9 protein-coding genes are annotated in these 14484 nt (G+C 72.3%); 4 read left to right on the top strand and 5 right to left on the bottom strand.

From position 1 onward, the window contains the following. Positions 1 to 185: 185 nt before the first annotated feature. Complete coding sequence (locus FM051_RS08295) at positions 186 to 650, bottom strand: MarR family winged helix-turn-helix transcriptional regulator (RefSeq protein WP_202918736.1); 465 nt, start codon at positions 648 to 650, stop codon at positions 186 to 188. A gap of 70 nt (positions 651 to 720) precedes the next feature. Between FM051_RS08295 and FM051_RS08290 the strand changes: the two genes are divergently transcribed. Beyond that, positions 721 to 1626 (top strand): LLM class flavin-dependent oxidoreductase, encoded by a 906-nt coding sequence (locus FM051_RS08290; protein WP_158842308.1) that lies wholly within the window; start codon positions 721 to 723, stop codon positions 1624 to 1626. Positions 1627 to 1725: 99 nt separating this feature from the next. On the opposite strand, the gene FM051_RS08285 is transcribed toward FM051_RS08290, so the two are convergent. After that, the gene (locus FM051_RS08285; RefSeq protein WP_158842307.1) at positions 1726 to 3024 is read right to left on the bottom strand and encodes a carboxylesterase family protein; all 1299 of its coding nucleotides are present in this window, start codon (positions 3022 to 3024) and stop codon (positions 1726 to 1728) included. Between the two features lie 18 nt (positions 3025 to 3042). Here FM051_RS08285 and FM051_RS08280 point away from each other — a divergent pair, with 18 nt between their 5' ends. Beyond that, positions 3043 to 4476 (top strand): pyridoxal phosphate-dependent decarboxylase family protein, encoded by a 1434-nt coding sequence (locus FM051_RS08280; protein ID WP_158842306.1) that lies wholly within the window; start codon positions 3043 to 3045, stop codon positions 4474 to 4476. Between the two features lie 287 nt (positions 4477 to 4763). Here the strand turns inward: FM051_RS08280 and FM051_RS08275 are convergent, their stop codons facing one another. Further along, positions 4764 to 5561, bottom strand: a complete 798-nt coding sequence (locus tag FM051_RS08275; RefSeq protein WP_158842305.1) for a hypothetical protein — start codon at positions 5559 to 5561, stop codon at positions 4764 to 4766. Then, on the bottom strand, positions 5558 to 9496 hold the full coding sequence (locus FM051_RS08270) for an AAA family ATPase (protein ID WP_158842304.1): 3939 nt from the start codon (positions 9494 to 9496) through the stop codon (positions 5558 to 5560). The genes FM051_RS08275 and FM051_RS08270 overlap by 4 nt, the downstream gene beginning before the upstream one ends. Before the next feature lie 126 nt (positions 9497 to 9622). On the opposite strand from FM051_RS08270, the gene FM051_RS08265 reads away from it, so the two are divergent. After that, a complete protein-coding gene (locus tag FM051_RS08265) occupies positions 9623 to 10570 on the top strand; it encodes a P1 family peptidase (protein ID WP_158842303.1) in 948 nt (315 codons plus the stop codon). Between the two features lie 12 nt (positions 10571 to 10582). Beyond that, the gene (locus FM051_RS08260; protein ID WP_238412226.1) at positions 10583 to 11152 is read left to right on the top strand and encodes a DUF4865 family protein; all 570 of its coding nucleotides are present in this window, start codon (positions 10583 to 10585) and stop codon (positions 11150 to 11152) included. Here the strand turns inward: FM051_RS08260 and FM051_RS08255 are convergent. Further along, positions 11130 to 14396: a tetratricopeptide repeat protein gene (locus FM051_RS08255; RefSeq protein WP_158842301.1), complete on the bottom strand. Its 3267-nt coding sequence runs from the start codon at positions 14394 to 14396 to the stop codon at positions 11130 to 11132. The two genes, FM051_RS08260 and FM051_RS08255, sit on opposite strands and share 23 nt — an antisense overlap. Between the last annotated feature and the right edge of the window lie 88 nt (positions 14397 to 14484).

Below are 14484 nucleotides of genomic sequence, written 5' to 3'. Positions count from 1 at the left end.
TGTCCGATGGGTAGCACTGTCGTGGTCGTCGGTGGCGGGTACGGGGGCGCCACCGACGCCAAGGCGTTGGACCGGCTGCGCGCCACGCACAAAGCTGTCCGGCCAGATCAAGGCCGTGTGGCCGAAAACCACGTGACCGAAAAACACGTGACCGGACGAGCACGTGACCGTGGAGCTGTTCGGCCTCAGCCCTGCTCGTTCAACACCATGAAGACCGGCGGCACCTCGTTGTCCCGCACCACCCGGGCGAGCAGCTCCGCGAGGGTGTCGCGCTCGGTGTCGTCGAGCCCCGAGGGCAGCTGCTCGATCCGTCGGCAGGTCTCGGCGTAGAACTCGTCCGCGAGCCGACTGCCCTCCGGGGTGAGCCCGACCCGGACCGCGCGGTTGTCCGACGGGTCCGACTCGCGGCGGACCAGGCCGAGCCGTGCGGTCCGGTCCACCAGACCGCTGAGGCTCGACTTCGCCAGGCGCAGCACCTCGCCCAACTCGCCCATGCCGTACGGGTGCGCCATCAGCACGCAGAGCAATTGCCCCTGCTGCTGCGTCAGCCCGTACTCCCTGGCCGCTTCCGCGTACACGGTGTTCACCAGGAATGTGGACCGAACCAGCGCAGTGACGACACCCATCTGCTCACCAACGGCCTTGGCCATGCGGCCACGATACGCCACCTGGTTCGGGCCACGAACTAATCCACCACCCAATGCTCGGGAAGGAACACGCATGTCGACACGCAAGCCGGTGTTCGGAGTCGGCGTCAGCACCGCCGTCGGTGAGGCGCGGGAAACCCTGCGGCTCGCCGTCGAGGCGGATCGCGCCGGGCTCGACCTGTTCACGGTGTCCGACCACCCCTACTTCGGCGGTCGACTGGACGCTTACACCATCGTGGGCGTCGCGCTCGGCCGGACCACGGACATCGCGGGGCTGGTGAGCGTGACCAACCTGCCGAGCCGTCCCGCGCCCATGCTGGCCCGCACGGTCACCTCGCTGTCCGCCCTGTCGGGGGGCCGGATCGTGCTGGGGATGGGCGCGGGCGGGCTGTGGGACGACATCGCCAGGCTCGGTGCTCCACGGCGCACGCCCGGAGCCGCCATCCGCGCGTTGGAAGAGGCGATCACGCTGGTGCGGGCGCTGTCCGGCGGTGGTGAGCCGGTGACGTTCGACGGCGAGTTCTACCAGGTCACCGCCCTGGAACCGGCTCCGGTGCCGGCGGCTCCGGTGTGGACGGGCTCCGTCGGCCCGAAATCGCTGGCCGTCACCGGCAGGCTGGCCGACGGGTGGATCCCCGGGCACGCCGCGGACTGGCTCAGCGAGCGTTACCGGACGTCCCGCCCGGTCATCGACGAGGCGGCGACGGCCGCGGGCCGGGACCCGCGCGGCATCGCCACGGTCTACAACCTGCCCGGCGTCATTTCGCCCACCCCGCTGGCCGCGACCCGTGACGACGAGGGCCGGTGGATCGGCGGCTCGGTCGAGCAGTGGGTGGAGGAACTGACCGGCGCGGTGCTGGAGCACGACGCGTCCGGTTTCGTGCTCTTCCCCGTCCGCGAGCCGTTGACGGACGTCGCGCTCGGGACGTGGGCGAACGAGATCGTCCCGGCGGTTCGCGAGGCCGTCGCGGCACGGTGATCCACCACGGATCCGCGTCGGAGGAACACCGCGCACCCGTGGCGGCAGGCGACGCCGGAGAACAGGATCACGGTGCCGGTCGAGGCGGCGGACGCCGGTTCAGGTGACGCGCTGGACCTGCGGCACGGGGTCGACGGGGTAGTCGACGGGCGCGGAGAGGTCCACGCCCCGCCACGGCTCGCGCCGGGCCTCGACCTCCTCGCCCCAGTACCGCACACCCGTCCAGCCGGGGTCGCCGGTCGCGCAGAAGTCCACCCACGCCCGGAGCATGTGACGGGACAGCGCGCGCTCGTCGTCGCCGACCGGCCCCCCGATGAGGAATTCCGCACCGCCGAGGTTGCCGAACGAGAACGGCACGTCCGCGGTGTGCCAGGCGGGCGGTCGGGTGAACCTCGCCAGGAACGCCCGGCCGTGCGCCTCGGCGAGCCTGGTGGTGGGTTCGGCGAACTCGAAGTCGCCGGCGAGCCGCACGTGCGCGTCCTCGAAGTGCTCGTACGCCGCCACGACGTGGTCCGGGATGCCCCACGCCCGGCCGAACGCCCGCAGGTCGGCCGGCGGGTGGAACGTGCCGACCGCCTCGAACAGCCGGTACTCGACATCCGTGTGGCAGAGCAGGGCGTCGACGTCCGCCGGCAACGCGGGCAACCCGTCGGCCACCGGTCCGAACAGCACGGGGTCGTAGCTCAACGGCCCGCTGCGCTGTGCGGCGGCGAGCGCGTCGGCGGAGGCCACAGCCGACTCGGGCGTCCCGATGTCGATCCACTCCGCGACCCGCCGCGCGAACCCCTGCGTGTAGAACCGGTTCGGCGCACTGTGCGCGATAACCCGCCGCACCGGCTCCCACGACGCCAGGAACAACGCCGAAGCCGCACCCGCCGACTGCCCGCCCACGGTGATGTTGCCCGGGTCGCCCCCGAACACCGCGATGTTGTCCCGCACCCACCGCAGCGCGGCCCGCTGGTCGAGCAGCCCCCGGTTGTCCGGCCGGCCGGGCACGTGCCCGAACCCCTCGAACCCCAGCCGGTAGTTGCACGTCACCACAACCAGGCCCGCACGCGCCAACGCGGCGCCGTCGTAGTCGGGCTGCGCGGACGAACCGAACGTGTAAGCGCCACCGTGCACGTAGAACAGCACCGGCCACGGACCATCCGATGTGGATGGTGCCCAGACGTTGAGGCTCAGCACGTCCTCGTCCCCCGGACGCCACACCGGCGCACCGGGCAACCGCGCGGACTGCGGCGCGATCGGCCCGAACTCCAGGCAGTCACCCGTGGACTCGGTGGGCACGGGCGCACCGAACCGGCGCGCCCCGAACGGCGGCTCCGCGTACCGGATACCCAGAAAAGCGTCCACTCCGGCGCCGACCGCCCGGCCTCTGAACTGCCCACGCCGTGTCATCCCATCTACCCTTCCACAATGGGTGATCCGCTGAACGCTCGAGATGACGCAGCCGAGGCGTTGGGCATGGTCGCGCGGGCTGCCGGGCCTTACCTCGACGCGCTGCCGCACCTGCCGGTGCGCGACGCCACGCACGCCCACCTGCTCAAGGACCTCGACGGCCCGCTGCCGGAGGCCGGTGACGGGACCATCGCCGCGGTCGCGGACCTGCTGCGCATCGGCACGCGGGCGGCCACGCACTCGTCCGGGCCGCGGTTCTTCCACTTCGTGGTCGGTGGCGCGACGCCGGCCGCGCAGGCGGCGGACTGGGTGACGTCCCTGTTGGACCAGGTCAGCGGGCTGTGGTTGGCCTCGCCGTTCGCCGCCCAGGCGGAGACGGTGGTGCTGCGGTGGCTGAAGGAGCTGTTCGGCCTGCCCGCGTCGTACGGCGGGGTGCTCACGCCGAGCGCGACGTTCGCGAACCTGACCGGGTTGGCGTGCGCGCGGTACTGGTGGGCGGAGCAACACGGTGCGGACGTGACCGTGGACGGGCTGGTCGGCCTGCCGCGGATGCCGGTGTTCTCCAGCGGGTACGTGCACCCGAGCAGCCGGAAGGCGCTGCAACTGCTGGGTCTGGGCCGCGACACCGTGCGGACGCTGACCCGTGACGACGCGGGCAGGCTCGACGTGGACGCGCTCGACGAGGCGCTGGCGTCCTCCGGCCCGGCGGTGGTGATCGGCAACGCGGGCGAGGTCAACGGCGGCGACTACGACCCGATCGACGAGATGGCGGACCTGGCCGAACGACACGGTGCGTGGCTGCACGTGGACGGCGCGTTCGGCCTGTTCGCCGCCCTCTCCCCGCGCACGGCCGGGCTGGTGCGCGGTGTGGAGCGGGCCGATTCGGTGGCGGCGGACGGGCACAAGTGGCTCAACGTGCCGTACGAGAGCGGTGTCGCGTTCGTGCGGGACCGGTCGTTGATGGGGCGCGCGTTCGGCAGTTGGAACGCGCCGTACCTGCCCGATCCGGACGAGGAGTTCATCAACTACAACAACCTGGGCCCGGAGTCCTCGCGCCGGGCGCGGGCGTTCCCGATCTGGGCGACGCTGCGCGCCTACGGCCGGGACGGGCACCGGGCGATGGTGGAACGCCACCAGGACCTCGCGCTGCGCCTGGGTCGCCGGATCGAGGAGGCCCCGGACCTCGAACTCCTGGCCCCGATCAACCTGTTCGTCGTCTGCTTCCGCTACCGGCCGCCGGGCGTGCCCGCCGAAGACCTGGACGCCCTCAACCGCAGGTTGGGCGAGGCGCTGATCGAGGACGGCCGGGTGTACGCGGGCACCACCGTGTACCGGGGCGTGGTCGCCCTGCGCCCGGCGATCGTGAACTGGCGGACCACGGAGGAGGACGTCGACCTCCTGGCCTCCGTGATCCGCGAAATAGGCGCCCGCCTGCTCACGTCGGGCGGCTAGCGACCACTCGCCCGATCAGAGCGGGAAGTGCTCGAAGTCGTCGTCGTGGAGCCAGCAGGTGTACCCCTTGCGGACGTACGCGGCGGTTCGGAATCCATGAAGCCCTTCACGGCGTCGAGCAGTGCGGGGTTGCGCCCCGTCGGCTCCGCGGTCTCCCCGCACGCGACGCACAGCGATGCCACCAACGCCGGCAAGACCCCGAGACGACGCACGACTGCCACGAGATCATTCGACCACGGACGAGGCGCCTGCCGTACGTGCCTGCCCGGATTCCGGCGACCAAGGTGCTAGGCGAGCAGCGCGGCCACCTCGGGGTTGCGCAGGTAGGCGGTCGCGGTGTGGAAGTCCCACTCGCCGATCACCACCGTGATGTCGCGCTCCACGCCGTCGAAGTGGTCCCGCAGACCCGTCCGCGGGATGGCCACGATGTCGCCGACGTCCGCGACGTTCACCCAGCGGCGGACCCGTGGTGGCGTGCCGCCGGCGCTCGCGGCGGGGTGCAGGCGGGGCGACACGATGCCCGGCATGGCCAGCGGGCTGCCGATGGTGACGAGCAGCTCCACGTCGTGGTCCTGGTGCGCCCACAGGGTCTCGTAGGTGACGACGCTGCCGAGCGAGTGCGCGACGATCACGTCCGGGCGGCGTTCGGCGACGGCGTCGGCGACGGTCCGGCGGACGGCGGCCCGGCGTGGCGAGTCCGGCTCGGACAGGTAGGTGTGCACCTCGCGGCAGAACGCGATGGCGAACAGCCGTGCGGCGGCGCCGAAGTTGCGGGTGATCCAGTCCGCCGCCTGGCGGGCGCGGGCGGTGCGCGGCCCCTGCGGGATGCTCAGGCCTGGACGCAGCAACTCCGTCCAGTCGACCAGCAGATCCTGCGCGCCCGGCTCCAACGTGGACGGATCGTCCTGGGCACCCTGCGCGGTGCCACGGTGCAGGTGGTGGGCGTAGTAGGCGACGTCGATGTGCTCATGCCCGAGGGCCGCACGCCACTCCCCCGCCAACAACGCGGCGGCCTCCTCGGCCGACCCGCCCTTCCGGAAGTACTTGTAGTTGCCGATCCCGTGCACACCCAGAACCGCGGTCACGCCCTACTCCCGGTGAAATGTTCGAAAGCGACCAGTTCGCCGCCCGCGCCGATCAACAGGTGCCGCCCTTCGACGGTGTCGATCCGCCAGACCGGTTGACCGATGTCGAGCGTGTCGACCAGTTGGCGGATGCCGAGGTCCCACACACGCACGCACCCGTCGGCGCCACCGGTGAACGCCAGCGGACGGTGCCCGAAGTAGGCGCAGTGCACAACCTGGCAGCCGGGGTGTTCACCCAGTGGCTCCGGCAGGAACCCGCCGCCGCTCACCTTCTTGATCGACAGCATGTCGCCGCTGTGCACCACCTCGACCAGGCGCCCGTCCAGCCCGATGTGCGATGCCGCAGCCCTGGACCGGAACCTTCCCGCGGCCCAGTCGCCGTAACCGAGATAGGTCGGACCGCCATCGCCCACATCGCGGTGGGCCAACCAATACCCCTTGGGTGTGGCGGCCAACAGCCCCGGCCGGCCACCGATGTCGACCACCACGAGGTCGCGCGCGGGCGCATCCAGCTCGATCCCGGTGTGCACGTCGCCGGTGACGGTGTCCACCCGGACGAAGGACCCGTCCGCGTAGCCGGCCAGGGTGTCACCCTCCGTGGTCATGAACGCGGTGACGACCGGCACCTCCCACTGACGAGCCTCGCTCGCAGGCTCGTCCTCCATGACCGAGGTGTGCGGAGCGCGGAGGCGGGACGTCGTACCCCTGACGGGATCGAAGCAATGGGCACGGCCGCCGCTGTCCAGGGCGACGACCCGGCTGAACCGATCGCTGATCGCGACCGCGGTGATCGGCCGGTCGGACAGCCGGGCCGAACCGTCGACTTTGCCGTCCAACCGCACGACGGACACGCTGCCGTCGCGGCAGCCCGCGGCGACCAAGCTGCCGTGCGGCGCGAAAGCCAGGGCCGTCACCGCGTCGCCCAGCACGTTGGTGTACTTCCAGCTGACGTTGTTGTGGCGATCCTCCAGGCCGACCCAGCCGTCCTCGGTGCCCGCGGCCAGCCAGCTGCCGTCCGGGCTGATCGCGAAGGCGCTGACGGGCTGGTGCACCGGGTAGAGGTTGTTCCAGGTGTGCCCGTCCTTGAACAACACCAGCTGGCGGCCGGTGTCCAGGGACACCGCCACTGGGCTGCCGTTTCCGTGCGCGACCGCCCAGGAGTCACCGCGATGGCCGGTCCGTTGCAGGATCTCGTACGTCCCGCCCTGGATGTCGTACCGCGCGATCTCCCCGTCGACGCTCACGCACAGGTACTCCGGCCCACCCAATGGGATTGCCGCCCTCACTCTTGCCACCGTGATCGCGGTGAACACGCAGCTCGCTCCATCGCGCATGCTGACCAAGGTGCCGGGAATGCCCACGATGAGCTCATCGCCGTCCATCGACATCAGCACCAGGTACCCCGGAACATCGAGGGAAGCCTCCGGGTGGGACGGCTCCACGCCCTTCTTCCAGGACCAGGAAACCAGGCCGTCCACACCGACCGCGGCCACAAGCGAGCCGTCGGCGGAGATGGCGGTGGACTCGAACCTGTCGGGCTCGTCCTGCCCCGGTGACGGCACCTCCTGCCGGACCCCGTCCACCGCCACCGGCGAGCCGACGGTCCAGCGGGGTTGCCAGGTCAACGGTGGCCGACCGGCCACGTTCGCGGCACGTCTCGCCAGCTCGATGTCACCGGCTCGGGCGGCGGCGAGGGCGAGTTCCTCCGGGGACGTGATGCCGGCGTAGAGGCGTGCGCTGTTCGCCACCGACTCCGCCGCGTGCGAGTCGTCGGCCGCCGCGGTGAGCGCGAGCGACGAATCGGGGTGCAGGAACAAGCCCGGATCGGTCTCGATCTCCGATGACCGGCCGGCGTCCGCGGCGTGTGCGGCGACGTGGCGGAACAGGTACGGCTCGGCGGCGTCCCAGTCCCGGCTGTCCGGCGCGCCGAGCGACGACAGCATGGCGTCCAGCACCGCGCTCGCCACCTGCGGCGACGGCTCGGCCAGCGTGTCCGCCAAGCCTTGGTGGAACAGGCGGTAGAGGTTGCTGCGGTCGGAGTCCATCGACTGGCGCAGGTAGAACTTGGCGATGAACAGCACGGAGCGGATGTGTGCGGCGGTCGGCTGTGGCGCCGGTTGTAGTGCCGGTTGTGCGCCCGGGTCGACGAACGCAGGTGCGATCCGCGCCAGCACGGAGACCGGCATCCCGGCACCGCGCGCGTGTGCCAGCGCGGTCATCACCGGGCGCAGCCAGAACTGGTCGCGCTCTGATTCCAGGTCGAGTTCCAGCACGCCGCGAAGGTCGGCCGGGACCCGCTCGCCGAGTTCGGCCGCCAGCACCGGGTCGGTGACCACCTTCTCGGCGTTGGCGGTGATGAAGTGCCTGGTGTACAGCCCGGCCACCAGGAACGGGCCCCACCGGCGCCGCCCGTCGGCGTCCGGCTCGGCGAGCACGCTCGCCACGGAGTGGGCGAACGCACCGGTCACCCCGCCTTGCCTGCGGTACTCGGCGGTGGTGCGCAGCAGGCTCTTCACGTAGTCGAAGAGGTTGTCCTCCAAGACGGCCTGCTCGACGTCGTCCAGGTCCACCAGCCACGCCCGTTCGAACAGCGGCGCGAAGTTCTCGTAGTGGCGCACTCCCACCAGCAGGCGGACCGGTGTGCCCGGCGCGTCCGGGTCGGTCAGCGGCAGCAGCAGTTCGGTCATCAGGCTGTCCGGGTCGTCGGCCTCGTCCAACGCGTCCAGTACGAGCACCGGCCGGGCCGACCGGCCACGCAACGCAGTGGTCAGCTCGGCCGCCGACGAGTTCTCCGGCAGGCCGAGCTGGCGGGCGATCGACGCCACGACGGTGGCCAGGCCGCGCTGCCGGGCGTGCACCGCGGCCAGTTCGCGGATCGGCAGCGGCGCTTGGGCGACCCGGTTCCAGATGGGTCTGGTGGTCTCGCGCAGCAGCGGGTTGGCCGCGCAGACCAGCACGCCGAGCAACGCGGACTTGCCCGCGCCCGGACTGCCGGTGACCACGCACAGCGGCTCGTCGCCGACCCCGTTGAGCCAGGGCGAGATCTGCTTCAGCTCCCGGTCGCGGCCGGTGAAGCAGCCGACCAGGCCGGAGTTGGTGTCGGTCAGCCGACCGAGGCCGGTGGCCCGTTCCAGGAAGTGCCGGGCGTCCAGGCCTTCGTCGAGGTCGTCCAGGAACGGCAGCACGCCGGGGTCGACCGCGGCCCGCAGCCTGGGCCGGGGAGCGGGGTCGTAGGCGGGGTTGGGGAAGAAGGCCGGGTCGACGTCCGCGCTGATGTCCACCAGGCTCGCGGTGACCTGTTGGGGGAACGCGTCGTCGGCCTCGGCGAGCCGGTTGACCTCCTGCCGGATGGCGCGGGCGACCGTGCTCAGCGGCACGTGCGACATGCTCGGGTCGATGTCCAGCTCGCCGGCGCGCACCGCCTCCAGCACGGTGATCACGGCTTCGGTGAACCGGCCGTCGTAGGCGGACTCCGCCGGCCCGCACGCGGCCACGACCCAGCCGCGCATCGGCCGTTCCAGCCGCACCTGCCACGGCAACCGGGCGGACGTACCCGCCGAGCACAGGTCGAGCAGGAACAGCGTCAACGGCTGCTCGGTGGCCTGCTGCACGGTCAGCCAGTGCGCGATGCTCGTGTCCGGGTGCGGCAGGCCGTCGCTGCCCAGGGCGAACAGGGTGGCGCCACCGTCGGCCGGCTCACCGTGCGAGACCAGGTGCACGATCGCGAGGTCGTCGCTGCTCGCGCTGGTCAGGGTCTCGGTCACCAGGGCGCCCAGTTCGCCGCTCGGCAGGGTCTCCGGCGCGACCTCCCGCACGTCGTAGCCCAAGTCGGCCAGGGCCTTGCCCAGCCGCCGGACCCGGTCGGGCGCGAAGTCGAGGCGTTCGTGCCGCTCGAACCCGGTCACCCCGATGGACAGTGCGCGTCGCGCCCACACCAGCTATCCCTCCACCCGGATCCGCCCCTTGACCGACCTTCGCCTGTTTCCTCACCGGTGTTACGCGCACCGTAGCGGTGATCACCGGATGGTGTAGCGCGGTCGTCTGTTCCGTAGCATCGGGATGTGCGGAACTCGATCACCGACGTGCCCGGTGTGCTGGTCGGGCACGCCACGCGGATCGGGGACGGTGCGCTGACCGGCACCACGGCCGTGCTGTTCCCACCCGCCACGCTGTCCACTGTGGACGTTCGCGGCGGGGCTCCGGCCACTCGGGACACGGCCGCGCTCGATCCCCGCTACGGCGGCCGGGAGGTGCGCGGCGTCGTGTTGACGGGCGGGAGCGCGTACGGGCTCGCGGCGGCCGACGGTGCGGCGCGGGAGCTGGGGTCGTTCGTGCCCGCCGCCGCGCTGTTCGACCTCGGCCGGGGCGGTGACTTCCACGCCCACCCCGGGCCGGACGACGGCGCGGAGGCCGTGCGCAACGCGGGCATCGAGGTCGTGCAGGGCAACGTCGGCGCGGGCACGGGCGCGCTCAACGCCACCCTGAAAGGCGGCCTGGGCACGGCGAGCGTCGAACTGCCCGGCGGCGTGGTGGTCGGCGCGATCGCCGCTCTCAACGCGGTCGGCCCGTCGGTCGACCTCGACACCGGCCTGCCGTTCGCCACGCACCTGGGCCTGCCGGGCGAGTTCCCCGCGTACCAGGGCGACGACCTCGACGCCGCCCGCGCCGCGAGCACCGGCCACGCCCAGCCGTTCAACACGGTGATCGGCGTCGTCGCCACCAACGCCCGCCTGCCGCACCTGTTCGCCCTGGCCAACGCCGCCCAGGACGGCCTCGCCATCGCCGTCCGCCCGGCACACGGCCTCACCGACGGCGACACGGTCTTCGCCGCCTCGACCGGCACCCACGACGCCGACGCGGCACAAGTGCTCACGGCGGCACGGGAAGTCTTCGCCCGAGCACTGGTGCACGGCCTGCTCCGGGCGGAGTCGATCACCACACCCTGGGGCCACCTCGCGGCCTACCGCGAGCTGTACCCGCGCACCGCAGCCACGTACCGGGGGAACTGAACCATGCACGCCATGCACTACGAGATCACCCTGCCCGCCGACTACGACATGGGGATCATCCGCACCCGCGTCGCCACCCGGGGCTCCGCGCTGGACGACTTCCCGGGCCTGGGTCTGAAGGCGTACTGCCTGCGGGAACGCGGCGTCGACGGCTCGCTGGTCAACCAGTACGCCCCGTTCTACCTGTGGCGCACCGCCGAGGGCATGAACAGCTTCCTGTGGGGTCCGGGCTTCCGGGGGCTGAGCGCCGACTTCGGCCGCCCGACCGTGCAGCACTGGGTCGGCCTCGCGTTCGAGAAGGGCACAGCGACAACGCCCACCGCCGCCACCAAGCGCACCGAGCACATCGGAGCCGACGCGGACCCGACCGAGGCGATCGAACGGGCCCTGGAAGAGCTCAAGCAGCGCAAGGACAACCCCGAGGTGCACGCCACCGCGTTGGCGATCGACCCGAGGCACTGGGAACTGCTGCACTTCACGCTGTGGAGCACGGTGCCCGCGACCGACGAGGACATCCGCTACCGCGTGCTGCACCTCTCGCGCCCCGAACTGGACGACCTCAGCGTGGGCCGCCACTGGTAGGCCGCGACCGGCCGACCCCGGGGTTGCGGGCGCGTTCGGCGTACGGCACCGACACGTAGCCGACGAGGTCGAGCACGCCGCCGCTGGTGCGGTCCAGTTCGCGGGCGAACCCGAGGATGTCGGGGTCGGTGCGGTCCATCAGCCACGCCAGCAGCACGACCACGACGTCCGCGAGCAGACCCACCTGGAACGGCATGTCCTCGCGCTTGCCGGTGGTCACCGCGCTGGCGAAGTCGGTCATGCCGCGTTCGGTCAGCTCCAGCGGCCCGGTCTCGATCGCCCGCTTCATCGAGTCCACCACCAGCGGCACGACCGACGCCCACACCTCGCGCGGCGCGACCTCGCAGATCAGGCCGCCGCACAGGGCCGCGGTCCACAGCGCCTCCGGGTCGCCCGCCCGGACCGCGCCGACGGCCAGGTGCGGCAGCAGTTCCGCGCCGCGCTCCCACGCGCCGGTCGCGACCAGCTTCTCCACCGCGTGCCGGTAGTGCTCCAACGCCTTGCCGTGCTCACCGCGCGCGGCCAGCACGCCGCCCAGGTCGTCGTGGAACGACGCCACCTCGGCCGCCGCGCCCACCTGTTCGGCGCGGGCGAGGCCGACGACGGCGTAGTGCTGCGCGGTCTCCAGGTCGCCCCGGTCGCGGTGGCACGCGCCGAGCCGGCGCAACGCGGCCAACTCCTGCCGGTCGTCACCCTCGGCGCGGAACAGCTCCACGGCACGGGACCCGGCCTCGATCGCCTCGGCCAGGTCGCCGTTCTCCCGGTGCCGGTCGCACTCGGCGAGCTTGAACGCGGCCTGCCGGGCGCGGTCGCCCAGCTCCTCGGCCAGGTCGTGGCCCTCCACGGCGTAGCGGAGGGCGGTCCGGGAGTCCGCGTCGCCGATGCCGTCGAGCACGGTGATCGCCTCCAGCCGCCCGGCCCTGTTCTCGCGCGCGAGGTGTTCTTCGTACGCCAGCCGCGCCGCTTGTCCGGCCTCGTCGGTTCTGCCTTCGTGCATCAGCAGCCTCGCCATCCGCAGCAGGACGGCCGCTCGGTCGCGGCACGCGTCGCCCAAGCCCACACACCGTTCGAAGTCCGCCAGCGCCGCCGCGTATTCCCCGCGCCGCTCGAATCGCGCACCGGTGACCTCGAACCTGGTCGCCCACAGGGGCTCGACCTCGTCGTCGGGCAGGTCGAGATCGGGCAGCAGCGCGTCGATCCGCTCGACCAGCGCGGCGGCCCGCTCGTCGTCGTCCTCCAGCCGCAGCTCGGCCAGCAGCACGTCGGCGTACGACGGGGTGTCGGTCACGCCGCCCCGCTCGGCGACCTCGCGCAGCGCGGAGATCTCCCGGTGCAGCACCGACGACAGGGGTGCGGCGCAGTCGCGGGATGCGGCGGCCAGCAGCTCGCACCCGGTCAGCGCCGCCTCGGCGTCGGTGGTGGACCGGTCGCGCCACTCGTCCAGCCTGCCGTTGACCGTGCCCACGTACAGGTAGGACCGCTCGATGCCGCCGGGGGTGCCGGTGTTGACGATGGCGCGCGCGGCGGGCGTCTCCTCGGCGGTGAGCCGCCGCACGACGGTGCGGGCGAACCCCGCCGCCAGGTTCGCCGGGATGGTCCACAGCGTGCCGATGTAGCCGCGCGCGCCGGCCCGCACGAACTCGCGCCCCAGCGCCGTCCACGACCGGCAGGAGTTGTTGAACACGATCGGGCGGTGCCGCAGGGTCACCGGGATGTCCGCGTCCGGCAGCTCGTGGCCGCCGAGCAGGATCGCGTCGTCGGCGTCGTGGCTGTTGAAGAACACCAGCTCGACGGGCAGGTCCTCGACCAGGTGGCGCAGCGCGTCCGGTGACGCGTCCTGACCGGACAGCACGATCGGGTGAGTGTGGTGCCCCAGGGACGCAGTGGTCTCCGGCACCTCGAGGAACGCCCCGGAGTCGAACACCAGGCTGAACGCGCCGGGCTCCCGTGCCACGCCGGCGCGGTGCAGCTCGGTGAGCACCACCAGCGCCGGGTCGGCCACCACGTGCCCGATCGGTTTGCGCGCCCAGTTCACCGTCTCGGTGTGCACGAACGAGTAGGGCAGGCCGGTGGTGAACGCGGTCAGCGTGCGGTCCCCGACCTCCGCCACGACCTCGGCCGGCACCTGCGCGGTGACCACGGCCTCGACCGTCGCGTACGGGTCGTGCCCGCCGGTCGACAGGTACCGCCACAGCGCCTCGACGAACCCGATGCCCTTGACCGCGTCGCCGATCGCGCCGGCCGCCGCGGTGACCCGGTCCTGCTCCTCGGCCACCACGGCGCACACCTCGGTCAGGTCCGGCTTCGGCGTGATCACCAGCCGGGCGCCGCGGTGGTGCGCGTAGAGGGCGGCGGTCAGGTCGTCGACCTCGCCGGTGCGCTCGACCAGCACGGCCTCGTCGCCGCCGTCCGGGTTGTGCTCGGCGAACGGCACGGGCGGCGCGCCGTCGTCCACGCGCAGCGCCGAACCGGTGCGCAGGGCGGTGAACAGGGCGGCGACGAAGTCGGCGTCGGGCGCGACGTCCAGCGTGCGTTCGGGCTCACCGCCGCCGCGCAGCAGCTCCCACGCCTTGCCGGTCAGGCCGACGGGGTCCTCGCACGGCAGGTGGAGGCGTTCGGGCAGGTCGGGGAACAGCTCGGTGTCCGGCTCGTCGAGGAACACCGCACGGCGCACGCCCATCGCGGTGAGCAGCTCGGTCACCAGCCCGTCGTGCCGGTGCGATGACTCGTCCCCGGGTCTCAGCGCGAGGACGGGTGTGACGCGGTCGGCGGGCAGGCAGGACACCACGACCGCGGCCTCGCGCACCTGGTCCGGGCGGCACACCACGGCCGTGTCACCGACCTCGAACACCGGCTCGCTGGTCACCGTGACGCTCAGCTCCGACTCGCCGGCGGGCAGCTCCACGGACACACCGCCGTCCTCGACCGTGCACGGCTCCGAGCCGGAGACCAGCAGCGACACCGAGTCCGGCAGGGCGAACGCCACCCCGTCGCCGGTCTCGGTGGCGGGCGCGTCGACGGCGAGCCGCCAGCGTGCGGGCGCGGGCAGGTCGAAGCGCTGCCGCAGCACCGCGCGCACGTGACCGTCGCGGGTCTCGTCGACCAGCAGGTCGCGCGCGCCCGCCTCGGCGGTCAGCTCCTCACCGGCGTCGACCGGCGGTTTGCGGTGCACGTCGAGCAGGACGGCACGCAGCAGCCCCGCCTCGAAGCGGAAACGAATTCCGTGCGGGGCACCGAGATCCACTGGCTCACGACCCTTGCAAGCGAATGATCCACCGTGTGGGTGGTGGCGGGCAGAAACTACGCCACCCGAGGCCCGACCTGTAGGAGAT

Origin of the sequence: Saccharothrix deserti, assembly GCF_009769385.1 — a bacterium.
Taxonomy (GTDB): Bacteria; Actinomycetota; Actinomycetes; order Mycobacteriales; family Pseudonocardiaceae; genus Actinosynnema; species Actinosynnema deserti.
This window is presented reverse-complemented; position numbering and strand designations above follow the sequence as displayed.